The following is a 24,770-nucleotide window of genomic DNA, read 5'->3' as shown; positions in this document are numbered from 1 at the left end:
CTCACGCGGCTCCGGGAGCGGCCATCACCTTCGCAATGAACGCGTCGACCTGCTTCGCAGGTTTGTGGTCTGCCGCCTCGTGCGCCGCCGACCGTGGCCGCCAGGTAGAGACGTAGCCGTCGTCCGCCTGGATGCGCTGCAGCTCGGCCATCACGTCGCGGACGTCCGCTCGCAGATCCTCCAGATGCGCCATCTGCGCGAAGGGCTTGAGCAGCTCCTGCTTGGCTTTCTCCAGCTCGGCCGCTTCTCGTGCGCGTAGATCCTCCGCTTCCCGGATCCGCCACTCGAAGGTGCCCAGGTAGTTGTCGACGCGAGTGAGGAAGCCCGTGACGCTGAACTTCTCATCGGCCTTGTAGCGGAGGTTGTCGCTCTCGTAATCCCCTGCCCCGGTGACCCGAAAGCACAAGGCATCCCAGCGATCGCCATACACCTGAATCTCGAAGCCTCGGTAGGTGCCCACGGATTTCATCGAGTCGTCGCGCAGCTTGACTCGATCGAGCGCGATCTTCATGCAGCTGAGCACGTGCTCCATCAGGACCTTGCGATCATCCTCGCCCAGCTTGCGGCCGTTCGGCAGGATGAAGGGCACCTTGTCGCCCGGGTGCTGGTTCCTGATGGCGATTTCTGCCGTCCAGCGCTGCACGGCCCGGTCCGCCCGGGTGTCCTTGTCCGACAGCCAGTCGACGCGCTTTTCCAGCGAGTGCCGCCCCCGCACGTAGTTGCTGTAGACCGCCTCCAGCTTCCGCAGGTCGGCGGTGAGCTTTACCTGTTGGAAGATCAGCGGATTGCCGGTCGCTGCGGCTTTCATCTCCGCCGCATTCGCTGCTTCGCTGGCCACGTCATCGATCACGCGCGTGAGCGAGTCGCCGCGCCGGAACTGCTCGATGCCGGCGGCCTTGTACTCGATGGTTTGCCACATGCGGCTGTCATAGGTCTGCTTGGTGGCGTACCTGAAAATGGACAGCTCGAAGCCTTCCGGGTCCTCCTGGTAGAAATGGTTGCCCTGGCGAATGCCTCGACCGTCACGCTGCTCCAGATCGGACGGCCGCCATGGCGCGTCCAGATGGTGGATGGCCACCAGCAACCGCTGCACGTTCGTGCCGGCGCCCATCTTGGCTGTCGAGCCGAGCAGGAAGCGAACGGCCCCGCGGTTCATGTCTTGGAACAGCTTCGCCTTCTGCGCATCGGTGTGGGCGTCGTGGATGAATCGCACCTCCGCCTCGGGCACGCCCCGCTCGATCAGCTTGCGCTTGATGTCGTCGTAGACGCTGAACGGTCCGTTGCCGGCGAGCAGCTCGTCCATCGAAATCTCGTCCTCGGCCTCGACGTCTTCGCCATCTGTCCCCGGATCCGCAACAACAGGCGCAGGCTTACTGCCGCCGGCCTTCGGCGTGGAAAGATCGCAAAACACCAGCTGCGTGCCAGCTCGATCGCCCCATTCGCGGTACAGCGTGAGCAGGTTCTCGACGCACGCGTTGACCTTGCTGTTGGGGTGATCAGACGCACCGGAGTCGATCAGTCGGAAGTCGAGCCCTGCCTTGCGCGCTTCGTTGGTGATCTTCAGCGGATTGTCGATGCGCGGGTCGTCCGGCAGGTTCTCCATGCGGTAGATGATCGAGCCCGGGTTCCAGTCCCTGACCACCGCGCCGTTGGCCGTGCGCATGGGCTCGCCCTGGTCATCCAGCACCGTCTCTTGCACGCCCATGAAGCGGGCCTGCGCCGGGGAACGGTCGACGATCACGTTGATCGGCTTGCCTGTCTTGAGCTTCGGTACCGGAAAGCGGGTGCCACGCTCGGCTGCCTGGCGCTGCAGGTCCGTCTGGGTGATGACGTCGGCAAAGGTCCTATACAGCGCGACCAGCTCGGGGACGTTCTGGAACTTGGCGAACCGGCTGTTGAGGCGGTAGTTGACGCCAGTGGCGTCCAGCTCCCACCCAGTGACCACCTGGCCGAAGGTACTGGCCCACGCATCGAAGTGCGCGATGCCTCGTTTGCGCATATCGTCGTACCGCATGTAGCGGTTCATCGTGTACAGCTCGGCGATGGTGTTGCTGATAGGTGTGCCGGTGGCGAAGTACACGCCGCGCCCTTCCTGCTTCATCTGCAGGTAGCGGCATTTGGCGAACAGGTCGAACGCCATCTCCGACCCTTCCAGATTGCCCAGGCCACTGACGCGGCTCATCGACGTGGTGATTTGGAGGTTCTTGAAAAGATGCGCCTCGTCGACCAGCACCGCGTCGACGCCCAGCTCGTCAAAGGTGATCGCCTTGTCCTTCGAGCCGGTGTCGGCGGCCTTCTTCATGCGCGCCTCCATGCGGTCCTTCGCTTTCTCCATCTCCTTGATCGTGACCCGGTCGCCTTTCTCCCGCTTCATCTGCAGGATCGCATCCGTGAGGTCATCAATCTGCTCGGTCAGGATGGTGTCCAGCGTGTCCTTCGGGATGCCGATGCGCTTGAAACTGCTGTGGGCCACGATCACCGCGTCCCAGTCGTTGGTGGCGATGCGGGCGAACAGCCGCTCGCGGTTCTCCTTCTTGAAGTCGGTCTTGTCCGCGACAAGGATGTTCGCGTTCGGATACAGCTCGTAGAACGAATCCTTCCACTGCAAGAGCAGGTGGTTCGGCACCACCAGCATGGCCTTGTTCATCAGGCCCATGCGCTTGGCTTCCATGACGATGCCGATGCACTCGAAGGTCTTGCCCGAGCCCACCACATGGTCGAGCAGCACACTGCCCTCCTGGACGCCACGCCAGATGGCGTCCTTCTGGTGTGGGTTCAGGGTGATCGCCGCCGACGTGCCGTGCATCGTCAGATGCGAGCCGTCGTAGCGCGGCGCGACGTTGGTGTTGAAGCGGTCGTTGTACAGACGCTCCAGCCGGTGCCGGCGGTCCTTGTCCTCCCAGAGCCAGTCAAGGAAGGCTTGCCGGATCTCGTCGGCCTTCTGGTTGGCTGCAGTGGTCTCGGCCGCGTTCAACTCGTAGACGGGATTGCCCTGCTCGTTCCGCCCGACCTGGTCCTTCACCTGCACCGCTCGCTGCTGCAGGATCGCCTCGATAAGCTCGTTCGCCGGATAGCGCCCGGTGCCCCAGGTGACCCGGCATGCGGTGTGATCGCCTTCGGCGATGTCGACGGTCCACTTGCCGAGAGCCTCGTGGTACGAGAGGCGCGATCGCACATCACCCAACAGGTGGCGCACGAACTGGCCGACCACGTCGGCAGGCACCCACGTGGACCCGAGCTGGACGGAAATGTCCACCGCCTCGATGTCGGCGGGGATCACTGCGCGCAGGGCGTCCGCATTTTCGGCGTACCGCGGATCCGCCTTTGCGGCTTCCTCAGCCACGGCAAACTTGTGCTTGACGTTGCCGGTCAGGTACTGGTCGGAGGTCTGCCACTGCTCGGTTTCGGGATCGAAGTAGATCCGTCCTCGCAGCGCCTCGATCACCTGCGCCTCGTCCTGGCGGCATAGCCGGCAGAGGTGCGCCATGTCGATGCGGCCGCGCTCGTTCATGGACACCACCAGGGCATCCTTCGGCGAGTCCACACTCGTTACTTCCCGGCGCGGTGTGAGCACCCTCCGGGAGAAGATCGCTGCCTTCTTGGCGCTGGGCTGTTTCGCCGGCACGCCATGCTTCCTGGCCATGTCGGGCGACACGCCCTTGTCGTAGTCGCGTTCGAGCGCGAACAGCAGCGGGTACTCCGGGTCATCCCGCATCGCCAAGCGGTTGGCCTGTGCGCTGATGTGGCCATACCGGCCCACGAACTTGTCGTAGCGGCGGTTCAGTTCCTCGCGGAGCATGTGTCGGCCGAGTCCTTGCCTTCGCTCCACAGCCTCGGCGCTCGCGCAGGCGACGGATCCTCCCCCTGCACGTATGCAACCGACTCCCCAGCGACGGCGTCCGCCGGCCACTCGAAGGCGCCCGTGAGTTCGCATGCCATGAGGCACCGTAAGGTGTCGCGGATGCCGACCATGGCCCGCATGCGCTCGGCGGCAACGGCATTGCGAGCAACCACCAGCTCGTAGGCGTGGTCCGTGAGCACGTCAGGCAGGCGCCGGGCCAGCTCGCCGGATGGCGTGATGAAGTGGCCACCGACCTTGACGCTCTCAGGCAGCACCAGCGCCGGAAGCTCCGTGCCGGGCTCGGGCTCAGCCCGGTCGGCAGGGACGTAGCGTCCTTCCGGCAGGATCTGCAGCGCCTGGTCGATGTGCGCAGATAGATCGCCGCTGGTGAGCGGCAGAAGCTCGGGCTTGTCGCCGTGCGCTCCACGGACAAGCGCCATGGTGCCGAGCATCTGCTGCGGGTGATCGACGTAGTAGCGGTTGATATGGATCTGGTCGTTGCTGTCGTAGTCGAGGATCGGTTCAATCTCGACCCATCGCTTGTTGGTGACTTCACCCTCGCGTGCCCGCTGGAAGAACACGATATCGGTGGTGACTTCGGTGAGCGCGTTCTCCTTGAACGCCGTGTTGGGCAGCCGGATTGCGCCAAGCAGATGCGCACGCTCAGCGATGTGCTCGCGTGCGGCGCTGTTCGCCGCGTCCATGAAGTACCGGCTGACCACCACAGCCATGACGCCACCGGGCCGCAGCTTGTCGACCGACTTGGCCAGGAAGTAGTTGTGGATCGAGAAGTCGCTCAGATCGCGGTGATCCGCGTCGTAGAGGGACTGTTGGCCGAACGGAGGATTGCCCACCACGGCATCGAAGTAGCCGGTGGGGACGAACACGGTCTCGAAGCCCCGGTTGATGTAGCCGGCTTTGGGGTACAGCAGCTGGCCGATCGAGGCCGTCACGGGATCCAGCTCGACGGCCGTGTAATCCGATGCCGCTCGCATGTCGTCGGGCATCGCGCCGATGAAGTGCCCGGTACCGGCGCCGAAATCCGCTACACGGCCGCCCGTGAAGCCGAGACGGCCGAGCCCCTTGTAGATTCCGCGGATGACCTCTACGGGCGTGTAGTGGGCGTCCTGCGTGGAGCGGCGCGCATTGGCGTAGCTGTCGCCGGTAAGAACCTGGGACAGTTCCTCGAACTCACGTCGCCAGTCGGCGTTGCGGTGATCGAACGCCTGAGGCAAGCCGCCCCACCCGACGTAGCGGGCGAGGGTTTGCTGTTCTTCAGGTGTGGCGTGGCGCTTCTCGTCCGTGACGGTGGCCAGCACCTTGAGCGCCGCGATGTTGTCGCGGAACTTGGCTTTCGGACCTCCGCTGCCGATCCGCGCCGCAGCGGTGATCCGGTAGTCAACAGGCTTTACAGCTCGGTCTGGACCTCGTTCGCCGCCAGAATCTCGTGCTCCGCCACTCCGTTGTTCCGCTGCTCCAGTGACTCGCTCAGCACCTGCACCTCCAGGCGCTGTTGCTCCAGCACGCGGTTCATCAGCTTGATTTCGCCCTGCTGCTCCAGCTCCACCAGCTTCTCCGGTGAGTTGAAAGCCCAGCGATCCACGATCTTCCAGCCCTGCGGCGTGAACGGATCCTTCGCCAGCTGCGAGATCGTTGCTTTCTGCAGCACCTTCGCTGCGATGGACAGGGGCATCGGGTTGCCGCTTAGCATGGGTCTGGTCCTCGTCGTCTTGGTCGATGGTAGCGCTGAGGCCTTCGGCCGCGCTGATGGTCTGGTTGAATAGGAAATCAAAGCCGAGCTGTGGGTCGTTCTGGGGTGGTGCTTTGCTGCGCGCCATGCCGGGTCCTTAGGAGAGCACCGGGTCGTAATGGGACTCCGGTGACCATGGGAACCGCGCCCACTGCGGAACAGGGGGACCGCTTCGGGCTCGTGCGGGGACACACACACGGCTGCGCAGCGCGGTTCGAGAATGAGCTTTCTCGCATGCGAGAACGGGCGCTCATTCGACGTCGCCCTCTTCGTCGTAGGTCACGTCACTACGGAGAGAGCCGACTCGGTTGCCTACCGGGGCGAATCGTTTGCGATACCACCACGGTCGTGCATGGATGCGGCTGCCACGCAGCCGGTGTCGGATCAGGCCGGTCGCGGTCTGTCGCGTGTATCCGACCTTGGCCAAGACCACGAACAAGGCCACGGAGCCCAGAGCGATGTAGAACATCGTCCAGCTCCAATGAAACAGCCACAGAAGCAGCGGCAGGAAAGCGAACGGACTCACGCCAAGCCCCGGCAGCAGGGGAATGGTTGGCGGGTTCGAGCAATGGCGCCAGGTCGATCGCTTCATGGTGTCAGGCCGCCTCCGACTCGGCGGCAAAGGCTTGGCGCGACCTCAGCGCCTTAGCGCCTGCCAGCTCTACGAACTCCGCTTCCGGTATCCGGCCTGCCTGCAGCAGCGCCCAGGCTTTGTCGTCCAGCGTCCCCTGCTTGGCTTCGAGCTGGTGCCGCATGTACCGCGCCCACTGGTCGTACGGAAGCGCAGAGAGGGCGTCACGGACCTCGCGGTCAAAGACCAGGTACTCGCGGATGGCGGTCCGCCGCCCGTCGGTGGTTTTCAGCAAACGCTGCACCACGATCACGCGGATCGCACCGAGCAGACGCGATGCGACCGCCGCCTGCTGTGCCGGCGGGTAAATCTGGATCGCGCGGTTGATCGTCTCGGGCACCGAGTCCGTGTGCATGGTGGCCAGGCACAGGTGGCCGGTCAGGCCAACCTCGATCGCGGCGTCGATGGTTTCCAGATCGCGGATTTCGCCGATGCCGACGATGGAGGGCTTGCGGCGCATGGCTGCACGAAGGGACTCCGCGAACGTGCCGAAGTCCCGACCGATTTCGCTCTGCGCCGGCTGAGGCCCCTTCCAATGCTGGCCGCCGAGCACGAACTCGACGGGATCCTCGCAGGTGATGACCTTGCGGTCTGGCATCGTCATGCCGGCGTTCGCGTAGATGCCGGCGAGGAAAGTCGACTTGCCCGAGCCGGTCGGGCCGCACACCAGCACCAAGCCCTTGGCCGGATACATCTCGGCCAACAGCTCATCGTCCACGCCCTGCTTGTGGATATCGGGGATATCCTGCGGGATCGTGCGCATGGTGATCGAGTAGCCCTTCTGCAGGCGCGCTAACACCGCCTGCACGACGTTGACGCGAAAGCGCATCACCTGGCCACGCTCAAGACCGTCCTCAATACCCTGCATTTGCAGGGAGCGATCCACGGGGTGCCCGCTGCCGACCTGAACCACGACGTCGGATCCGAACAGCCCCTCGATCAGCGGACCGATCAGCCCGTGCTTCAGCGTGCTGGTCGAGGCGCGCACCTGGCGGCCGTGAATTTCCACCCACGCGTGATCGCCACTCTGGATGAGGATGTCGCTGGCGCCCGCCAGCGTGACGTGCCGCAGGAACGCCTTGAACTGGCGGACAGTCAGGTCGCCGTCCAGGTCGAAGGGCTCGAACTCCGCGCTCACGGTTTCACCGCCTGCCCTTCTGCCGGCGCGCCTTGCGCCTCCTTCAGGTGCCACTTGCTGGGGTCGGTCTGGAGCTTCGCCTTCTCGGTGATCCGGCGCAGACGGTCATCGAGCTTGATCTCGATGGTGTCGCCAGTGACGGCGCGATGCGACTCGGCCACCTGGGTGGGAGTGATGATGTGCTGCTTGAGCAGGATCGAGTAACGCAGCATCCCGTTGAAGTCGCGCGTCAGACGATTGAGGTTCGCCTCGAAGATGGCCGTGGCCTCCTTCTGGCCCTGCGCCCAGCCCTCGCGCACAGCGGCCTGCCAGACGGCCATTTCGGCCTTGTTCTTCGGTCGAGCATCGCCCTCGGGGAGGGCAATATCGCCGTTGAGGATGAGCCCGGTGTAGAGGTAATCGCGCCAGGTCGGCGGAACACTGACCAGCTTCTCCGGGCGGATGATCTTGTAGATGCGGGTGGCGGTGCGCATCTGGTCGTCGTTGATCGACTCGCTGTCACGAGCTTCGACGATCACGGGTGGCAGCACGCCGCCGGGGCCAAGAAGCGTCTGGAACTGGTACATGGTGTCCAGCACTGCAGCGCGACCGTCCAGCATGCGCTTGTATTCGAGACCGTGATTCGCCAGGCCAGCGCGAAAGCCGACGGTGCGACCCGCAGTCGTGAGCATCTTGGCGCGCAGGTCCGCGACCTGATCGGCCGACGGTCCCTTGAGCTGCAGCACGTCGTTGAGGGTAGGCGGCGTGACGTTGTCCGCCCGTGCGACTCCCGTGGCCGCAGCGAGCGCCAGCGCCAGCGCCAGCGCCACGCTAAGGGAACGGACGGTGTTCATCAGTGCAGCACCCCGGTGCTCGGGGAGTATTCGATGACCAGCTTGCCGGGCAGGCCGTAGACCGTGGCGCGGTAGCCGAGCTGAGCGCGCAGCATTGCCATGACCTCGCCGTAGGGCAACCGCTTCGCGTTGACGGCAACGGGCAGCGGAACGGCAACACCGCGCTTTTCAAATGACAGGCCGTCCCGCATCGCCAGCAACTTGACCAGCTCGGACGCATCGCCTGACCAGTCGATCGTGACGGGCTGGCTATTGGCTTTCTGCGAAGCGAGGTTCAGTTGGTCGGCCAACGTGTCCGTCGTGCTGACTCCGTTGACCTGCCGCAGCTCTGCTTGCGTCAGCTCGATCCGATGCGCCGCATCGAGCAGCTGCTTATCGAGCAGCGCCTGGTCGAAGTCCGCAGCCGCCTTGTGGTGGAACGGCATGTAAGCACATCCCGATAGGGATGCCATGGCCGTGAGAGTGAGAGCGAGCTTGCGGAACATAGGGGGCCTTCGTCTCCTTTGTGTTTCGTATCATATCTATAACACGGAACAGAGCAAGGGCCGGACGCCTGTCTGCATGCCGCTGGACGCGATCGTGAAAGCAAATCGTGTCCGTCCGCTAAACCATAAGTTGGCGGCTTCGCCTTTGGCGAGCGCCGGGCCGCCGTTACGCGGTCCCGCAAGCTCGGCCGGCGAGCAAGTCCGTGGAGATGGCGCCTGCCCGCCTAACCGCGGGGTCCGCGCGGGGCGTGTCGTTGCTTCGCCTGCTGCAGAGCGCTGTGCTGCTCCGGGTCCTTCAACTTGATATCGAGGTTGTTCCGGGCGATCAGCTCGATCGCTTTCGCTTTGAACGCGTCGCTGCCGGTGAGCTTGAAGGATCCGCCGAACTTCTGGCGGGCGAATGTGAGCGCCGCCAGCACCCTGGCGTCGTCCATGATGCGGTCGGTGGCCATACGGACCACTCGCCCATAGTCGATGAAGGCGCGTTGGTGGCCATGCCAGTAGACGACAGCGCCGCTCCGGCGTACATCGAGCGCCTGCACGCGGGTGAACACGAAGCTGGCCATAGTGGCGCTGACGTATTCCGGGGACATGCCCGGTGCCGCCTCGTTCGCTTCGATCTCGTCGAGGTTCTTGCGCGCACGCTGGTCCGCGTATGCCCAGCCGCGCAGCTGGGCGACGGCCGCCTCATCGCCGGTCTTGGCTTGCTCATGCACCCAGTCCTTGTAGCTCAGCCGCTGATTCTGCGGGTCGGCTTTCAGAGCCGCTCGCTCCTTGGCGATCTGCTCCATCAGGACGATGCGCTCCTTCGCGGCGTCCAGCGCAAGCAAGCTGTAGAGCATCTTCCGGGCCGGGGCCGGGCCACCCTGCGCCTTAATCCTTTCCCTTCGCTGCTTGACCGAGGCGGCCAGCTCTCGCAGCCGACGCCCGACCTCATCCTTGGACAGGCGCGTCACGACGTGGCGGTCCACGTATTCCTGGTAGCGCTGCTTCAGGTCGCGCCGCGCTTCTGCCCTCGCCTGCTTCCGGGCCTCGCGCTTTTCGGGGTCGCGCTTGCTGCGCGGCTGGCGTTCGTCGATTGCATCCAGCTCCCGGCCGGGGGTGTATCCCCCTTGGCGTTCCTCTGGCGATGCCGGCGCGGAGGTCACGTCCTCGTCCGCAGCATCCGGGACCGGGACAGGTGCGGGTGCCAGCGACGGGTCCCAGGGCTCGAAGGCGCCGAGGCGCTTCTCCAGCCGCCCGAGCGACAGATCCTCGTGCATGCTGCTGGCCTTTACCGGGGTGACGTCCGGCGCGGTCAGCGAATGGATCGCAAGCCCCTGCCCTTTCCGGCGCAGAGCCAGCTGGTGCTTGGCCAGCTCCTGGTGCAGCGCTGCCCAGGTCACGCCTTCGGTCTTGAACAGCGCCAGCACCGCCTTTCTCGGAGCCCCCCGGACGAACGTGTGCAGGCTTTCCTCGCCGGCACTCTCTTCCATGCGCTCGGCCCCTGCCGGTCGACGTTTGTCCTTCTTGGCGGCCCCCTCCGACGCCTTGGCCCGCTCGACGATTTTCTGGCCATTGCGCTCGACCACGACGTACGGGCCGGGGGCATGGCCCCAGCCCTGGCGTATCTCCAGCTCGCGCATGCTGCGGTCCATGACGTAGTAGTCATTGGACGGCGACACGGCCCGCAAGCTTTCCGGGTTGACCCGGTTGACCATGACGTGGGTGTGCACGTTCTCGGTGTCCCGGTGGATCGCGGCGACGAACTGGTGCCCCTCGAAGCCGAGCTGCTTGAGGGTGTAGGCCACGGCCTCGAACGCTTGGTCGGGCGAAGGTGACTCGCCCTCCATCCATGAAATCACCAGGTGGTAGAGCGGATCCTTTACGCGTGGATTTTCGGCGCTTAGGGCGTCCATCTCGGCCGCTGCGGTGTCGACCGACAAGCAATTGGTCGCGACCTCTACGCCTTCTTTGCGGATGTACTGGATGCCGCGCCCGAATCCCGGCGCGACAGCGTGTCCTTGGCTTCCGACAGCCCGTTGTGCAGCGGTTTCAGCAACGCGCGCAAGGTAGGCTCTACGGGCTCGGGCTCGTGCTTCAAAGTCAGCACCAGGCTTTCCAGCCGCTCTAAGATGGTGTCGTGCTGCCTCAAGATCGTCCGCAGCAGCGGCAAGGCGTCGCTGAGATTCACTTCCATGGGTTACTCCTTGACCGCCAGCGGGAGCATCCGCTGTGCGATCGCCAGGTTCACTTGGCCCATCTCCTGGTCCAAGGGGATGAGCAAGCCGCGCAAGACCCGCAGCACGTCTTCGGATGGCATCTGCAACAACAGGACCAGCTCGTCGAGCGCTGCCGAGACTTTCCTCTGCCGCGAGCAAATCGCGGAGAGCAGATTCAAGAACTCTTCGGCCTCGCTGTCGTTCGCGATCACTGAACTCATGGTCGTTGGAATCCTTTGGTTCGGCCTTCTCAGGTGCCGTGATGTAGTTGAACAGGTCCGCCGCACTGCTCTTGCGGTCTGCCCTCTTGCTGACCTTCTTGGCGATCACTCCGGTGCCGCCTCGGTGCGATGTATCGCCATGCGAATCTCGGCCAGGAGCAACATGAACTGACGCGGGTCGATGTTTGCCCGCTCATGGGCACCCTCGTTGTAGAGGTGCTTTAGCAGGCCGCCCAGCCGCCGCAACTCGTTCACCTGCTTCTCGCGGGACCGAGTGGGAATCACCCGGTCCATGGCGCACGCCCGGACGTAACCACCGAAGCTCGCCCCACACGCCGCTGCCTTTGCGGCGATGGTGGCGTGGTCCTGCTCGGACAATCGGATCGGGTACGCCTTCTTCTTGACCCGGTTCTCGCTCCTACTCATGACCGCAAACCGGCGATGCGGTCGATCCAGCTTCGACCGGCTGAGACAGATGCGAAGAGGTCACCCAGCGGACTACGCCAGGTGTCGCGCCATCCTGATGGCGAACCTGGAACCGCCCTCGCCCGCAGCGGAGAACATGCACGCGGCACATCACGGTGAACCAGCCGCCCACGACGGGACCACCTCCGTATATCAGCTCCATACCTTCGTGGATTTCGTGGGGTCGCATGGCTATCGAAACCGGGTGTGCCGGGCTGCTCTCTTGGCTACTTGCTGAAGGGGTCTCGGGGCGCAGCCCTGAGCAAGGGGTAGGGGTCCAAAGCGAGTGAAACGAGTGGAGGCACCCCGGTTTGTTATGCCCCCTCCTTGGAGGGCGGTATAACAAAACCATACCTTGTCCAGAAACTAGCGGCTCCGCTGCGCTCCACCTTAGCAACGACGATTTGACGGCGCAAGGCATCCCCCCTAAGAATGCGCCGCAAGCGGCTAAGACAACGGTGGGATGCAATGACCATCACAACGGAAAACATCAATCAGCTTCGCAGTGCGTTGAACGATCTGCCTCAAGCGCCTTTGCGCACGAGGCAGCTAACGAAGCGCGACATGGTCGAGAAACTGCGGAAGGAACTGGAGCAGGCACAGCGACGAGGCTATACGCTGAAAGACCTGGCCGAGCTGATGGAAAAGAATGGCGTGAAGATTCACCCGAACATGCTCGGGCAGTATCTGCGCGACAAGGAGCACGCAAAGGGCAGACGCCCTGCTCGTGTGACGGGCGCAAGCAACGATGGCCAAGAACAGGGGAAGGCTGTCGCTGGGGAAGGCTTGAAAGCTGGTGAAAAGAACGAAGGCAAGAAAGACGGAAAGAAAGAAACCGGAAAAGCGCCAAAGAGCGGTCCGGGGAAGGTAGTGGTAGAAGCACAAAAGCGAGGGCAGCCGGCAACGCCGGTTGACACGTCCGGGCGAACGGATGCGGCATCAAAGGCTCAAGCTGAGCCGACTGGTGCCGTGACTTCCAGTGGTTCATTCGACCCGAGGGCTGATTCCGATGAAATCTGACAACACGCAACAGCAACGCGCTCGCATCATCCTGTCCGCCGGCAGCAAGGGCGGCGTGGGCAAATCCATGGTCTCCATCGCCACCATCGACACCCTGCTCGCCGCAGGTGAGGATCTGGCACTGGTGGAGTCGGACACGTCGAACCCCGACGTGTTCAAGATGTACGGCAGCACCCTGCCCCACCGCCTGATGAACCTCGACACCGTCGACGGCTGGATGGACCTGGTCAACTACGCCGACGAAATGAAGGGCAAGACCATCGTGGTCAACACGGCAGCCCGCAACAACGAGGGTATCGAGCGATTCGGCGCGATGCTGCGGGATAGCCTCCCGGAGCTGGATCGGGAGCTGGTCACGTTCTGGGTGATCAACCGCCAGCGAGACTCGCTCGAACTGCTGAAAGCCTTCATGGGTGCTCTGCCGGAGAGCACGGTCCACGTCTTCCGCAACGGCTACTTCGGCGATGAGCACAAGTTCGAGCTGTACAACGGGTCGAAGATCCGCGGAACAATCGAGGCAAACGGTGGGCGTTCCTTCCACTTCCCGGACCTGGCCGACCGCGTGGTGGACGATCTGTACAGCAAGCGCCTGACGATCGAGACCGCCCTGCAGGATCTGCCGATCGGCAATCGGGCGGAGCTGAAGCGCTGGCGCGGTATGGCCCAGGACGTGGTCCGTGGCGCGCTCGGCTGAGGAACTGCAATCCGCGTTCGCTCGGCTGATCGGCAGGCAGCCGAGCGACGTGGAGGTGGCGCGCCTGGTGCAGATCCGGGACGCGTTGGGCATCCGGGAGAACGATGCGCTGTGGGACGTCCTCATGGCGCTCGAACTCTACGATGCGGGTTTTCGGCGCTACCCGACCCTGATCGCATCGGAGACCGAAAGAGCGCTTCAGCTGGTAAGGCAGCAGGTCGGGGAGCTGGCACGCAGTGAAGCTCGGCGGGCTCATGTCGAGCTGGTGCAATCGGTGGCCGACACCAGCGAAAGGCTTGCTGCCCACAAGGCAAAGGCCTCTCTCTGGTTAGCGTCCGGCTGGGCAGTAGCTATTTCGGCGGTGTTCGCCGGGTGCTGCCTGGCGGCCGGCTTTGTGCTCGGAAGTGGCTCGGCCCCGTGGTGGTTCCGCCCTGCCCCGGCGACGTCGGCCGCTGGCAACCTGCTGCGAATGGTGATGCAGGCGCCGGTCGGCTGGGTGGTTATCGTCGCGGCCGGTATCGCTGTGCCGTCCTGGTGGATATCCCGCCTCACGTCGCGCCCGAGGGTGTGGCAATTGGCGGCGTGCGCCGGGCTCGTTCTGACGGCCTGCGTCGCCCTGGTCTCGCTGTTCGCATGAGGGGATGGGCCTCGCTAGAGGCCCATCCCCTGCCCTTTCCAGACGGGCCAATTTTCTCTCATGCGAGAAAACCTCGAACCTGGGCTCCTATTGGACCGCCTAGCCCGCTTCCCCAGTGTGGCCATTTCTCTCATGCGAGAAATTCATCGCGTCCTCTGCCCTCTTCCGGCGATGTAGCGCGTCGGCTGCCTTGGCGGCCATCGTGGTTATCTCGTCCGCCATCTCCGGCGGTACCGTCACCGTCACGCTGCGCCAGTCGCTCGGAAGCTGAGCGGCCTGCAGGTGTGCGTCGTAGACCCGGCCAACCGTCCGCGACACACCCTGGTGGGCCACCCCATGGATTGCGGCCAGCTCAGTGACTGGCACCCCGTCCACCATGACCGCCCTTGCCAACTGCAGGTTCGCCGGCTGGATCCTCAGCCGGCGTGCTGCCGCATCGAACTCTGAGCCGGTGAGTCGTCGCGCTGGTCGACGGGTACTCACTGGCCAGCCTCGATCCGCTCGATGCGCAGGCCGGCAAGCGGAAAGAAGTTCAGCTTTCGGTCGTTGCCGAACGTCACTGCCGCATTGCCCTCACCGTCTGCAGCCGACGACAGGTCCAGCTGCGCCTGCCCCAGCTTTTCGAGCTGCTTCCAAAGCTTCGAGTGCCCGGCATCCTTCCCGTCCCAACTGACAAAAATGCGCGGAGCTGAGACCGCTCGCCCGGAGACGTCCGCCGGCCGAACCGCCTGGCCGTCGTCGTTGCTTGCCGGCGGCGTCGCGGCCACGGGTGCAGACGCCGGTGCCGGTGCCGGGGTGGTCGCCGGCTTGGACCCCGCACCAGCCTTCCCTTCCTTCTTGGCTCGCGCGGCGCGGTTGGCTTCCGTCACATCTTGCCGGGTGATCTTCTTCCCGGTCGCCTTCGCCTGGTCGACCAGCGTCTGCGCTGCTTGCGGATCCTTCTTCTCCAGTGCGCCAATGCCATTGAGCGTCTCGGCATCCTTGCTAAGTTCCAGGTCGCGCGCCACGCCTGCCGCACCATCCAAGGTGCCAGCCTGGAGCACCTTGTAGATCCGCTTGGGATTCACGCCAAGCTTCTCGGCGGCTTTTTCCACGGATCCGTACTTGTTGATCCGCTTCTGGTAATAAGCTGCGCGGTCCTCGAAGGACATCTTCTCGTTTTGCTCGTTGATCAGGGCCTGGCGATCTAGGATCACATCCGGGTCCACGTCGCCGGCATAGACGATGGCCTCCAGCTGACTCGGAACGCCCTGCAACTTCGCAGCACGCCAACGCCGTTCACCGTCGAAGAGCATGAACGGCGGACCTTCGCCGGATAGATTCTCCCGAACCAGCACAGGCACCATCTGCCCGTGCTGGGCCATGTTGCCGGCCAATTCCTCCAGCGTTTCCTGCTTGAACTTCGTTCGTGGCTGGCTCGGATCGGGAATCATGTCGTCCAGGTCGATCTTGAGGACCATCTTGGCCTCGTCCTCGGTCTTCATGCCCTTGAGGGTGCTCAGTCGCAGGCTGCTTAGCTTTGCCATAAGTCACCTCACTCCTTACGCGCTGACGGGAAGCGCGACACCGGCCCCGAGATAGACCTCGGCGCACATGTTGCGGAACTCTTTGGCTGCGGTTCGATTGACCGTGCCGCGAGGGCCGCTCCAGACGGGCATCTGTCGATCGAGCGCGTCCTGAACGGCGGCGCGTTCCCGCAAGATCGTCGGGAACAGGTTGAACCCGGCTTCGCGCAGTTCCTCCACCATCTGGGCATGCGATTTGGCGCGGCTGTTGTAGCGATTCACCACGAACCCGAGATGCTTCACGGTCGGGTTGAAGGTGCTCTTGACCTGGTTGAGCTTGCGGATGAACTTCTGGGCACCGCGCATGCCGTAGGTGTCCAGCTGCAGGGGCGACACCGTGACGTGAGCCGCCGCCATCCCGGTCTTGTAGCAGGTGGCCGCATTGGTCGGCGTGTCCACGATGACCACGTCGAAATCCTTGGCCAGGGCACGGATGTTGTCCCGCGCCCGTTTCACCAGGGCGGAGGACCGCTCGTCCAGCTCGGTGACCTCGTCCAGATCGTCGGTCGAGTGGAGTAGGGCGAGGCGATCGCTCACGTTGATGAGCTTGACGTTGGCGACGTCGAAGTCCGCGATGAAAAGCTCCGCCGAGTTGGACGCTTCATCCTCGTCGACCTCCATGGCCAACGGGGTTAGTGACGCGGAAAGGTCCCCCTGAGGATCCAGGTCGATCGCGAGCGTGCGCAATCCCCGTTCTTCCGCGAAGTGGGCCAGGTGGCGGGCGAGGGTGGTCTTGCCTTCGCCGCCTTTGATGTTGGAACACGCGATGATGCGTGGAGGCATCCGGTTTCTCCTTTCAGCCGATCAGGTGGTCAGCACCGCTCACAAGACGGGCAGCGGCATCATGTGTTGCGCGATGTGGTGCGCTACGCAACAGATGTTGCAACACCTCGATTCGGTTTGCAACACCTTTCGCAACACTTTTCTCTCATGCGAGAAATTCGTCGGCGAGAACTCGGGGCAGGGCAGGGCGTTCCCATACCCGCTTACGGAGGCCGTAGCTCGGAGCCGGTTGTGGGGGCGGAGCCCCCACGGATGCGCTCTTGGTGGATCACCACAACCACCTGGTGCCAGTACAGGGCCATGCCGGAAGGGGAGCGAGGCACCCCCTTGCCCCTTCGCCGCTAAACCCAAGGGAGGGGAGGGGAGCCGAAACGGCGGCTTGCCGCCGTTTTGGGGGGGACCTTTTTGGTCCCCCCGGGAGGTCGACTTCGAGCCCTTCGCCGGCTTGCCGGCGAAGGGCTGACAGGAGGGGCGCAGCCCCTCGCGAAGCAATGGACGTGGTATTGGTGCGGGCAGGATGCCCGCTCCGATTGCTTTGTTGCTTCTCCGGCGTCTACAGCGGGGTGGGCATCAGTCCCGCGAGGTCTGCTTCTGGTGGCCATGGATGGCCACCGGGGCCGTCGCGTTAGCGACGGGGTGCCCCCCAGGGATGGGGGGAGGTCGGCGCTTTTTTGCCCGATTGGTCATTTCTTATCCAACCACAGCCTCCCTTTTTAAAAGCTTGTTATTGCTTGTTTTTGAAAAGCTTGTTTTAGCCTTGTTTTAGAATCTTGTTTTCGGCGGATGAAATTGACGTAAAAACAACGGCTTGCAAGGGGCGTCGGGTACAGATTTCCGGTCGATCAGGTACAGATTTCCGGTGATCGCGGTACAGATTTCCGGTGTGGTGAGGTACAGATTCCCGGCCAACGCGGTACAGATTTCCGGTAGTGCCGGTACAGATTTCCGCTGTAATCCACTGGCAATCCAAATGTTATCCACCAACTATGCACAGCCAGGAGGCTCAGAGCGGCGCCTGCAGCGCCCTGGTGCGCTTGATTGACTGCACGGAGGCCTGGTTGAGCATCGGCGGAAGCTTCAGGTACAGATTTCCGGTAGCGGGCACTGTCGTGGGCGAACCTGCATCAGCTACAGATTTCCGGTCACGGTGACGCCTAAAGTGATCAGGTACAGATTTCCGGTGAGCAGGCCGCGACATGCATCAGGTACAGATTTCCTGCGCCCCTCATGAGCCCTGTGTTTCCAAGGCTTTAGCGCCGTCTTATCAGGTACAGATTCCCTGTCTGGCCAGCTGGTGCGCTAAAGGATCTTCGCGAGCGGCCGAAAAGCCCCTCCGCGTGCCCCATGGGCGCCAAAATCAGCGGCTTCCGGTCCACCGGACAGGGGCGTCAGGTACAGATTTCCGGTCATGCTGCTCGCCGGCTCGAATCTGGGCTCGGCCATCAGGTACAGATTTCCGGTGGCGCATCGAACCGACGAGCAGGGAAAAGCAGGGCTATCGAATGGATGGGATAGGGCAGGGCGCCGGGCTATCAGGTACAGATTTCCGGCTCGATCGCGCAGGCCATTGCGCCATGGGGTACAGGCATTGCATGCTGTACCTGTACCCGTTAGCTTATCAGGTACAAATCTCCTGCATGGGCAGACCATGAACGCGACTGCGCTGGCTCCGGTACCGACCCCCACCGTGGTGAATCACCTGGTCACCCAGTCGAACAGACTGATTGAGGCAGGGCACACGCTCACGCTCAACGAGAAACGAATGGTTCTGGCGTGTGCCGCCAAGCTGGACCCGCGCAAACCCCTCCCGGAAAACGGCACTGTCCGGTTGTCCGCCGTGGACTTCGCGGACACCTTCGGGATTGATCGCCGCGACGCGTACGATTCGCTTGAGGAAGCTTCCAGCAGGCTTTACAGCCGCACGATCAAGGAGATTCGCCACGGAACGCGCGGCAAGATCGAGCGCAACATCCGCTGGGTCTGGATGTCCGAGTACGCCCCGGGCGAGGGATTCGTGACCCTGGGCTTTTCGCCCGACGTGATCCCGTATCTGACGATGCTGCACAAAGAGTTCACCACGTACGAACTTCGCAACGTGGGCAGCTTGTCGTCCTTCTACTCGATACGCTTGTATGAGATTTGCGCGCAGTTCAAGACCACCGGGTACCGCGAGCTGGCGCTCGATCGGCTGCGTGACATGTTCGACCTGGGCGACAAGTACGCCGACGTGAAAAACCTTCGCGTGCGGGTGATCGACCCGGCGGTGTCGGATATCAACCAGCACACGGATCTGCGTGTAGTCGCCCAGCCACTGCGGTCCGGGCGGAAGGTCGTCGGGTTTCGGTTTGAGATCGAAATAGAGCGGCAGCAAGAGCTGTTCGAGGCGTAGGCGGCAGGCGTCTCCAGGAAGCTGCAAAGACGAAATGCACAGATGCACGGGCCGTGACGTGGGAACCTTCTACAGTTCCCACGCGGCCGGTGTAGCTCGTGTAGTTCGGCGGCCTCAGCACCCCATTTTGCGGGCTTGTTCTGTCCGTGTTGTGTGTATAATGCGGACAACCGAAGCAAGGGGAATCCCGCCCGATGAGCGCAGCAGATGATGGTCTGAAAGAAGCCGCGAGCAAGCTCCATCGCTCGCAAGACAGCTTGGATCCGGCGCTGCGCGCCCATGAAGATCGCCGTAAGGCGAAGCGCACCAAGGACCTCGTTATCGGCGTGACGATCATGAACGCCCTCGCGAATCTGGTGCTCGCGGTTGTCGTCGCGTTCATGGCCTATTTCGTCATGACACCTCATCGCACGTACTTCGCCGCGGACAACAACCGCATCATCCCAATGACGCCGCTGTCGGCTCCATACCGCACCCCAGCGGACGTGATCTCGTTCGGTAAGCGGACACTTGAAGAGTGCTTCGCGCTCGACTTCAGCAATTACCAGGGCCAGCTGGAGGGATGCCGTGGCCGCTTCACCCGGTCCGGCTTCAAGAGCTTCATCGATGGCCTTCAGGCCAACGGGATCCTCGCGATGATTAGGGATCGCCGCATGAACCTGACGTCGTCGACCGGCACCGGGGTTCTTGTCGCCGACGGTCCGGAGGACGGGACTTACGCGTGGGTGGTGCGCTTCCCCCTTACTTTGAAGTTGGTCGGCCAGACCACCGAAATGCCGGACCAGCGCCTGATGGCAACCGTTCGGATCCGACGCATTCCCACCCTCGACTCGGTTGAAGGCATCGGCGTGGCCGAAGTCGTCACCAAGCCCCAGTGAGGACACCTACGATGCACGCACAGCGGAGCTTGATCTTGGTGTTCCTGGTGGCGGTGTTGGTCGCCAGCACCGGAGCAGCGGCCCAGACCGCCGTTACACAGCAGCCGACGCCATCGCAGGTCGCCGCAGCAGCAGCGGCAGCAGGGCAGGGCGGTCAGCAGCAAGCGCCTGACCCGCAGTGGGTGAGCGCCAGCGCGCCGCAGGACGCTGGTGGCTTTCCCTCGGCGCAGGCGGCAACGGCTCCGCAAGCCCCCAACTTCCAGGCGCCGACGAACGGGCCGGAGAACTACGGCGGCACTGTTGGCGAGACGCCGGTTGCCGGCGGACAGCCTCAGCCGAGCAGCGCCGCTGGTCAGCCAACTATCCCGCCGCCGCCGTTGATCAACCAGGCGCGGGATGTGGTGTCGCCGTTCACGGCGCCCGAAATCAAGGAGCTGCACCAGGACTTCGACGAGACGCGCCGCGCGAAGGCGCAGCAGCCAGTCACCACGGTCCCGCGGATTTCCACGATCGCTGTCGACCTGTCACCGGGCGGCGCACCGCCATTGGTGCGTACGGCGCGCAATGAACCCTCGACGGTGGTATTCCTCGATTCGACCGGCGCGCCGTGGCCGTTGGCCGCCGCGCCTCGCTTGCCGGGCAACGAGAACTTCGACGTCGTGTGGTTGAAGGGCACTCCCTCGATCGTGATCACGGCGAGGTCGTCCTACGAGCAGGTAGGCGTCGCGGTGTTCCTGAAAGGCCTTGCCACGCCAGTCATGCTTAAGCTGACTTCTGGCGACCCGGATAGCGACGCCAAGACGCGCATCGTGGATTACCGGCTGGACCTGCATGTGCCGGGCCGTGGGCCGAACGCGAAGGCCTCGATCCTCGGCCCGGCGCAAATCGGGCTCTACGACGATGCTCTGCAAGCGTTCCTCGACGGAACGCCGCCCGCTGGCGCCAAGCCGATCAGCATCGTGGGCGGGGCACCGGCCCACACCCAGGTGTGGCAGCTCGGCGACTCCTTCTACCTGCGCACGCCGCTGAGTATTCGATCGGCGTTCGATGAAACCACGTCGTCGGCCGACGGGATGCACGTCTACAAGCTGGCCCCTACGCCGCTCATCGCCCTCTCGCAGGGGGGCGACAACCTCTCCCTCACCTTGGACATCGAGTAATCGCCATGGCCGCAGATTCGGAAGTGAAGCGACATGCCGGCATCGTGGTCGCAGCGATTGTGCTGGCCGTGCTGCTTGTCGGCTACATCGGGTACGGCTACTTCAGCAAGTCCACGACGGCCGCCTCGCAGATTGCGCCAATAAACGTGGTCGGGAAGGGCGCCAAGACCAGCGAGAGCCCGCACTACAACGACGTGCAGCGTAAGTTCGACACCCGCAACGCGGACCATGCGGAGGCCTCTGGCGGCACCTACATCGCGGCGCTGTCCACCATGGAGCAGCCGGTGAAGCCGGTCGCTCCCAAGCCGGAGCAACGCGCTGCGGCCGCACCAGCGCCGCAGCAGGCGCACTATGTGGCGCCGATGCCGGTGACCGGGGGGCGCTATCTCTCCAAGAACGACATGCAAAGCCTGGTCGGCATGATGAAAAACTGGTCCGACGACACCGGCATCGTGGCGGCGAAGGTCGACCAGGAGCCCGGCTACGCCTCCGCGTTCGACGGTTCGAGCGCGGAGGGGGCGGGCGAGAGTGCTGATGCCGGGTCTGCCGCCTTGATGGCGGCATTGCAGCAAAAGGTCATCGTGGCGCCCTACGCGACCACCTACGCGCAGCTGCTCACGGAGATCGACACCGACGAGTCGTCGATGGTGCGGGCAGTGGTCCCACCAGGCCAACCGTATGCCGGCGCCACGCTGTACGCGAACGGCTACAAGCGGTTGAACAACGATGTGGATCTGACCTTCGACGCGATGCTCTATCAGGGGCACTCGTACAAGATCGATGCGAAGCCGGTCGACCTCGAAACGAGCCGCACGGCGCTTTCGGGCGACGTCCACCATCACTACTTCACCCGCATCGTGTTGCCGGCGGTGGCCAGCGGTCTTGCGGCCACCGGCCAGTTGTTCGCCAACTCGAACCAGCAGACCATCGTTACCCCGCAGGGCGGCATCATCACCACCTCGCCGTCGTCGCCCAGCATGCGCAACATCGCCGGCACCTTTGCCGGCGGGCTCGGGCAGAACTCCGCCCAGGTGCTGACGCAGGAAGCGGCGCAGATTCCGGCGAAGCAGACCATCGTCCGGCGCGGCGAGATGATCGGCATCCAGTTTATCGGCCCGGTGCTGGCCTCTGACGACCTGCAGCTGGCAAAGCCCGGTGCGCAGCCGACTGCAGGCGGTGGCTCTGTCGCTGCGGCGCCTGCTCTTACGCGCTCGCAGACTCAGGCTGGTGCTCAGCCGGCGGCGCTGGCCAGCCCGCAGCCGCACCTTCCTGCAGGCCTGAGGTTTTCGACGGCGCCATCGGCAACGGGCTTCGCGGGAACCCAGTAAGGCGGCTCTTTCTCGCCGCTCTTAGTTCGTATAGTGTACATACCACGGAACACCGGAAGGGCTTAACGATGAGTGAAACATCCACCGATGTCGATGTGTTCGGTGAGGGCGCGATGAGCGGCAAGGCACCGCAGGCAGCCACCGCGCCCGCACCGGCTCCCGTGGCCGCCAGCCCGGCCCCCGCAAAGGCGAAGCCGACCGCCAAGCCGGGCACCAAGAAGGGGGGAGGTATCCCCACCTGGGCGATCCTGGCGGCGGTGGGACTGGCTGGTGCGGTGTGGGTGTTCTGGCCGGCGTCCCCTGCTCCGAGGTCGCGCCTTGCTCCACCCGTGGCCAACAGCGCGGCCACTACGGCCCCGGTGCAGGCCGATCGCGGAGCGATGATCCGCCCGGGTATTCCACAGCCGTTGCTGGTCACTGGGCCGGGCTCTGCGGAGCCCGTGGTTCCAGTCGACCACGACGTCGGCCCCACGACGTCAGCTGCGACCGTCGCTGCCGCTCCGGCGCAACCGCTTGCGCCCGTCGCGCCGGTATCCGCGCAGCCCGCTGCATCGTCGTCTACCGCACCGCAGCCTGCCGCTGGCGTCCCTACGCAAGGGCAGTTCGCCGCGCTCGACGCGCAGGTGAAGCAGGATGCGGAAACGCTCGGGCAGGTGCAGAGCGCGGTGAAGGCCTTGGCCGCCCAGGTTGCTGGCAGCCGGGAGGGCGCGAAGCGCTCTGGCTCAGCGACGCGGCGCGCCAAAGCAGGGCTTGCAAAGAAGCCATCCGACGAAGTCCGCGCACTCAACGGACACGCCTACACGATCACCTCGATCGGCCGCGGTGTCGCGTGGATACAGGCTGGTAGCCACCTGGAGATAGTCCAGCCCGGCGACCGCATCGGCACGACCCGCGTGCTGACCATTGATCCCGTCGGGCGGCGCGTCATCACCGCCGACGGCGTGATCCGCTGAGGCTGACGCCATGGACTTGAGTCAAGCCCTCTCGAACATGGTGCAGAACGTCGTCGGACCGTTCTGGCACCTGTTTTTCGGCATCGGCGGCGCGTTGGCAATGTTCTACGTGCTGAACGTGGGGTTCCGCCTGATGCAGGCCAGCCGCTTGCCTGGCCAATCGAACGTGTCCGGCGGCGAGGTGATCGCCGTGCTGGTGCTCGCAGCCGTGCTGATGCAGTTCGGAAGCTTCCTCAACAGGGTCTCCGGCACGCTGGGCATGGGCACCATGACCTACGGCGCCATCGACTACCCGGGCGCGGCGAGCTTCGGGAAGCTCGCCCCCGCAATCAATGCCGTGTTGACCATCGGCGCCATGGCAGGGGGCATCTACGCCTTCCGTGGCGTGCTGATGTGGATACGTGCAAGTACCGGCGGAGGGCATGCCGGGCAGGACCTGGGCTGGAAAGGCTTCACGCACGTCTTGGGCGGCGCGTGCATGGTCAACATCGTCCAGTTGCTGGAACACCTGAGGCAGTCCACGGGCGGCCTCTGGTGAGTGACGCAATCAACCAACCAATGGAGATTTTCGAGATGAAGTCGATCGCAAACATGATCGTGGCGGGTGCGCAGCGCGCCAGTTGTGCGGTGTCGTCCGCGCAGCACCGCCTGGAACGGGCCGTGACTGGCACCCCGGAGCTGAAGGCCACCTACAAGGCAGTGTACGGCCTGACGGCCGCCCTGGTGCTGTTTGCACCGATGGCGCACGCGCAGCAGTCGCTGGGCGATTCGATGAACACGGCCGGGCAGACTGTGGATGCCGGCAAAACGCTCGCCGGCAAGATCGGTATCGCACTGGCGGCGGTCTTCATGGTCAGTGCCGGCCTGATGATGCGCAGGCGCAGCAACGAGGGTGATCAGAGCCAGATCACCTGGGGCAAGATCGGCGGCGCCGTTATCGCCGCCATCATCTGCGGTGCGGGTGGCGCGCTGCTGTTGCGTGCCGGTGCGTCGGTCGGCCTGCAGTCCTCGGACTACGGCACGCTGCCGGGTTCCTGATCGGCCATGGCCACCGAACCAACAGGTGGGTCTACGTCGGCCGCGATCGAGCCGGATCCGGCGCTGGGGGCGAACTTCGAGGTCGCCCCCAGGCGCGCGTTGGAACTGTCCGCTCGCTCGGTGTTCGCTGGTGAAGCGGCGCCGAGCGGGTGGGAGCCTGAGGTCGAAAGCGGTACCGAGCGTGCCGCCGAGCTGGAAGAACTTCGTCTCGCGGTGCTGCAGCGCGACGGCCGCTGCGTCTACTGCGGCGCACGGTCGTCGACGCTGGAACTGGACACGATCAACGACAACCATCACGACCTGCTGCTCGACAACCATGTGGCAGCGGATCCGCTGTGTCACGGATACCACCACCTGGACGATCTGACTGCCCAGGACGCGCGCCTTGCGTATCTCCCCGGGCTCGATCCGACAGACGTGAATCACTTGCAGCGAGTGGCGATCGCCACGCTCTACGAGGGCGATCCCCAGGACAAGGCCGATGCCCGTGACGTCATCAACTGGCTCGCCTCCCACCACCAGTACATGGCTGACGCAGTGGGCACTTCGGCGCCGGACGTCCTTGGCTCGGTGCTTCGTCGGGTCGACCCGGCGGTGAAAGCCCGGCGGACCAACGCCCTCGCTGGCGTGGCGCTGGTTTTCAGTCCCTTGCGAATGCAACCCCATGCTGGTGTGTGGATGGGTGAATTTGAGGCCTCGCTGCCGCGTGCGCAGTGGGGCCGCTTCTTCAACGATGTGACGCGCTCCCCAGCGTAATAGG

General features: G+C 64.1%; 23 protein-coding genes. 11 read left to right on the top strand and 12 right to left on the bottom strand.

Features of this window, described 5'->3' with window-relative positions:
- Position 1 precedes the first annotated feature (1 nt).
- The 9 genes from C693_RS21230 to C693_RS21200 all read right to left on the bottom strand — a co-directional run bounded on the left by C693_RS21230 (position 2) and on the right by C693_RS21200 (position 11,526).
- The gene (locus tag C693_RS21230; RefSeq protein WP_052329357.1) at positions 2-3,799 is read right to left on the bottom strand and encodes a DEAD/DEAH box helicase family protein; all 3,798 of its coding nucleotides are present in this window, start codon (positions 3,797-3,799) and stop codon (positions 2-4) included.
- Positions 3,781-5,160, bottom strand: a complete 1,380-nt coding sequence (locus tag C693_RS22555) for an Eco57I restriction-modification methylase domain-containing protein (protein WP_052329356.1) — start codon at positions 5,158-5,160, stop codon at positions 3,781-3,783. The genes C693_RS21230 and C693_RS22555 overlap by 19 nt, the downstream gene beginning before the upstream one ends.
- 89 nt (positions 5,161-5,249) lie before the next feature.
- Entirely contained in the window at positions 5,250-5,534 is a 285-nt protein-coding gene (locus tag C693_RS0106280) for a hypothetical protein (RefSeq protein ID WP_198506842.1), read from the bottom strand.
- A 307-nt stretch (positions 5,535-5,841) separates the two neighbouring features.
- Positions 5,842-6,183 carry an IcmT/TraK family protein gene (icmT, locus tag C693_RS21215; RefSeq protein ID WP_198506841.1) on the bottom strand — a complete coding sequence of 114 codons (342 nt, stop codon included), beginning with the start codon at positions 6,181-6,183 and terminating at the stop codon, positions 5,842-5,844.
- Positions 6,184-6,187: 4 nt separating this feature from the next.
- The gene (traJ, locus tag C693_RS0106270) at positions 6,188-7,360 is read right to left on the bottom strand and encodes a plasmid transfer ATPase TraJ (protein ID WP_017461400.1); all 1,173 of its coding nucleotides are present in this window, start codon (positions 7,358-7,360) and stop codon (positions 6,188-6,190) included.
- Positions 7,357-8,193: a type IV secretory system conjugative DNA transfer family protein gene (locus C693_RS21210; RefSeq protein ID WP_017461399.1), complete on the bottom strand. Its 837-nt coding sequence runs from the start codon at positions 8,191-8,193 to the stop codon at positions 7,357-7,359. Before C693_RS21210 ends, traJ begins: the two co-directional genes overlap by 4 nt.
- The gene (locus C693_RS21205; RefSeq protein ID WP_017461398.1) at positions 8,193-8,618 is read right to left on the bottom strand and encodes a DotD/TraH family lipoprotein; all 426 of its coding nucleotides are present in this window, start codon (positions 8,616-8,618) and stop codon (positions 8,193-8,195) included. The genes C693_RS21210 and C693_RS21205 overlap by 1 nt, the downstream gene beginning before the upstream one ends.
- A 284-nt stretch (positions 8,619-8,902) precedes the next feature.
- Positions 8,903-11,209 (bottom strand): TraI/MobA(P) family conjugative relaxase, encoded by a 2,307-nt coding sequence (gene traI / locus C693_RS0106255; protein WP_338390719.1) that lies wholly within the window; start codon positions 11,207-11,209, stop codon positions 8,903-8,905.
- Positions 11,206-11,526, bottom strand: coding sequence for a plasmid mobilization protein (locus tag C693_RS21200; RefSeq protein WP_017461394.1), 321 nt, complete (start codon positions 11,524-11,526; stop codon positions 11,206-11,208). Before C693_RS21200 ends, traI begins: the two co-directional genes overlap by 4 nt.
- A 507-nt stretch (positions 11,527-12,033) precedes the next feature.
- Between C693_RS21200 and C693_RS23590 the strand changes: the two genes are divergently transcribed.
- From C693_RS23590 to C693_RS0106225, 3 genes are read left to right on the top strand one after another with little or no spacing between them, the layout of a single operon-like run.
- On the top strand, positions 12,034-12,585 hold the full coding sequence (locus tag C693_RS23590; RefSeq protein ID WP_157798563.1) for a hypothetical protein: 552 nt from the start codon (positions 12,034-12,036) through the stop codon (positions 12,583-12,585).
- Positions 12,575-13,279 (top strand): hypothetical protein, encoded by a 705-nt coding sequence (locus C693_RS0106230; protein WP_017461392.1) that lies wholly within the window; start codon positions 12,575-12,577, stop codon positions 13,277-13,279. The genes C693_RS23590 and C693_RS0106230 overlap by 11 nt, the downstream gene beginning before the upstream one ends.
- A complete protein-coding gene (locus C693_RS0106225) occupies positions 13,263-13,916 on the top strand; it encodes a hypothetical protein (RefSeq protein ID WP_017461391.1) in 654 nt (217 codons plus the stop codon). Before C693_RS0106230 ends, C693_RS0106225 begins: the two co-directional genes overlap by 17 nt.
- Before the next feature lie 99 nt (positions 13,917-14,015).
- Here C693_RS0106225 and C693_RS24475 read toward each other — a convergent pair whose 3' ends face one another.
- Genes C693_RS24475 through C693_RS0106210 form a run of 3 tightly spaced genes read right to left on the bottom strand, consistent with a single transcriptional unit; the run spans position 14,016 to position 16,264 of the window.
- On the bottom strand, positions 14,016-14,399 hold the full coding sequence (locus C693_RS24475; protein ID WP_083868246.1) for a TrfB-related DNA-binding protein: 384 nt from the start codon (positions 14,397-14,399) through the stop codon (positions 14,016-14,018).
- On the bottom strand, positions 14,396-15,442 hold the full coding sequence (locus tag C693_RS0106215) for a ParB/RepB/Spo0J family partition protein (protein ID WP_017461389.1): 1,047 nt from the start codon (positions 15,440-15,442) through the stop codon (positions 14,396-14,398). The genes C693_RS24475 and C693_RS0106215 overlap by 4 nt, the downstream gene beginning before the upstream one ends.
- A gap of 15 nt (positions 15,443-15,457) precedes the next feature.
- Positions 15,458-16,264, bottom strand: a complete 807-nt coding sequence (locus tag C693_RS0106210) for a ParA family protein (RefSeq protein WP_017461388.1) — start codon at positions 16,262-16,264, stop codon at positions 15,458-15,460.
- A gap of 1,648 nt (positions 16,265-17,912) precedes the next feature.
- Here C693_RS0106210 and C693_RS0106200 point away from each other — a divergent pair.
- The 8 genes from C693_RS0106200 (at position 17,913) to C693_RS21185 (ending at position 24,766) form a co-directional block, all read left to right on the top strand.
- On the top strand, positions 17,913-18,653 hold the full coding sequence (locus tag C693_RS0106200) for a replication initiation protein (RefSeq protein ID WP_083868245.1): 741 nt from the start codon (positions 17,913-17,915) through the stop codon (positions 18,651-18,653).
- Between the two features lie 194 nt (positions 18,654-18,847).
- Positions 18,848-19,531, top strand: a complete 684-nt coding sequence (locus C693_RS0106195) for a DotI/IcmL/TraM family protein (protein ID WP_017461385.1) — start codon at positions 18,848-18,850, stop codon at positions 19,529-19,531.
- 38 nt (positions 19,532-19,569) lie between these two features.
- Positions 19,570-20,691 (top strand): DotH/IcmK family type IV secretion protein, encoded by a 1,122-nt coding sequence (locus tag C693_RS0106190; RefSeq protein ID WP_241762641.1) that lies wholly within the window; start codon positions 19,570-19,572, stop codon positions 20,689-20,691.
- Positions 20,692-20,696: 5 nt separating this feature from the next.
- Complete coding sequence (traO, locus tag C693_RS21195; protein ID WP_017461383.1) at positions 20,697-22,019, top strand: conjugal transfer protein TraO; 1,323 nt, start codon at positions 20,697-20,699, stop codon at positions 22,017-22,019.
- 68 nt (positions 22,020-22,087) lie between these two features.
- Complete coding sequence (locus tag C693_RS0106180) at positions 22,088-22,972, top strand: hypothetical protein (protein WP_017461382.1); 885 nt, start codon at positions 22,088-22,090, stop codon at positions 22,970-22,972.
- Between the two features lie 10 nt (positions 22,973-22,982).
- A complete protein-coding gene (gene traQ, locus C693_RS21190) occupies positions 22,983-23,510 on the top strand; it encodes a conjugal transfer protein TraQ (RefSeq protein WP_277813082.1) in 528 nt (175 codons plus the stop codon).
- Between the two features lie 35 nt (positions 23,511-23,545).
- Positions 23,546-24,010, top strand: a complete 465-nt coding sequence (locus C693_RS0106170) for a hypothetical protein (RefSeq protein WP_017461380.1) — start codon at positions 23,546-23,548, stop codon at positions 24,008-24,010.
- A 6-nt stretch (positions 24,011-24,016) separates the two neighbouring features.
- Positions 24,017-24,766: an HNH endonuclease signature motif containing protein gene (locus C693_RS21185; protein WP_017461379.1), complete on the top strand. Its 750-nt coding sequence runs from the start codon at positions 24,017-24,019 to the stop codon at positions 24,764-24,766.
- The last annotated feature ends 4 nt before the right edge of the window (positions 24,767-24,770 follow it).

The sequence above is a fragment of the Dyella ginsengisoli LA-4 genome (assembly GCF_000334915.1).
GTDB lineage: Bacteria > Pseudomonadota > Gammaproteobacteria > Xanthomonadales > Rhodanobacteraceae > Dyella_A > Dyella_A ginsengisoli_A.
Note: the sequence above shows the minus strand (reverse complement) of the source record. Positions and strands in the feature narration are given on the sequence as shown.

What these genes read in the sequence shown, in the direction of transcription:
- C693_RS21200 (WP_017461394.1), bottom strand. Translation starts at nt 11,526, where the DNA reads ATGAGTAGGAGCGAGAACCGGGTCAAGAAGAAGGCGTACCCGATCCGA.
- C693_RS0106180 (WP_017461382.1), top strand. Translation starts at nt 22,088, where the DNA reads ATGAGTGAAACATCCACCGATGTCGATGTGTTCGGTGAGGGCGCGATG.
- C693_RS0106210 (WP_017461388.1), bottom strand. Translation starts at nt 16,264, where the DNA reads ATGCCTCCACGCATCATCGCGTGTTCCAACATCAAAGGCGGCGAAGGC.
- icmT (WP_198506841.1), bottom strand. Translation starts at nt 6,183, where the DNA reads ATGAAGCGATCGACCTGGCGCCATTGCTCGAACCCGCCAACCATTCCC.
- C693_RS21230 (WP_052329357.1), bottom strand. Translation starts at nt 3,799, where the DNA reads ATGCTCCGCGAGGAACTGAACCGCCGCTACGACAAGTTCGTGGGCCGG.
- C693_RS21210 (WP_017461399.1), bottom strand. Translation starts at nt 8,193, where the DNA reads ATGAACACCGTCCGTTCCCTTAGCGTGGCGCTGGCGCTGGCGCTGGCG.
- C693_RS0106230 (WP_017461392.1), top strand. Translation starts at nt 12,575, where the DNA reads ATGAAATCTGACAACACGCAACAGCAACGCGCTCGCATCATCCTGTCC.
- traO (WP_017461383.1), top strand. Translation starts at nt 20,697, where the DNA reads ATGGCCGCAGATTCGGAAGTGAAGCGACATGCCGGCATCGTGGTCGCA.
- C693_RS0106200 (WP_083868245.1), top strand. Translation starts at nt 17,913, where the DNA reads ATGAACGCGACTGCGCTGGCTCCGGTACCGACCCCCACCGTGGTGAAT.
- C693_RS0106280 (WP_198506842.1), bottom strand. Translation starts at nt 5,534, where the DNA reads ATGCCCCTGTCCATCGCAGCGAAGGTGCTGCAGAAAGCAACGATCTCG.
- C693_RS21185 (WP_017461379.1), top strand. Translation starts at nt 24,017, where the DNA reads ATGGCCACCGAACCAACAGGTGGGTCTACGTCGGCCGCGATCGAGCCG.
- C693_RS21205 (WP_017461398.1), bottom strand. Translation starts at nt 8,618, where the DNA reads ATGCCGTTCCACCACAAGGCGGCTGCGGACTTCGACCAGGCGCTGCTC.
- C693_RS23590 (WP_157798563.1), top strand. Translation starts at nt 12,034, where the DNA reads ATGACCATCACAACGGAAAACATCAATCAGCTTCGCAGTGCGTTGAAC.
- C693_RS0106215 (WP_017461389.1), bottom strand. Translation starts at nt 15,442, where the DNA reads ATGGCAAAGCTAAGCAGCCTGCGACTGAGCACCCTCAAGGGCATGAAG.
- C693_RS0106195 (WP_017461385.1), top strand. Translation starts at nt 18,848, where the DNA reads ATGAGCGCAGCAGATGATGGTCTGAAAGAAGCCGCGAGCAAGCTCCAT.
- traQ (WP_277813082.1), top strand. Translation starts at nt 22,983, where the DNA reads ATGGACTTGAGTCAAGCCCTCTCGAACATGGTGCAGAACGTCGTCGGA.
- C693_RS0106170 (WP_017461380.1), top strand. Translation starts at nt 23,546, where the DNA reads ATGAAGTCGATCGCAAACATGATCGTGGCGGGTGCGCAGCGCGCCAGT.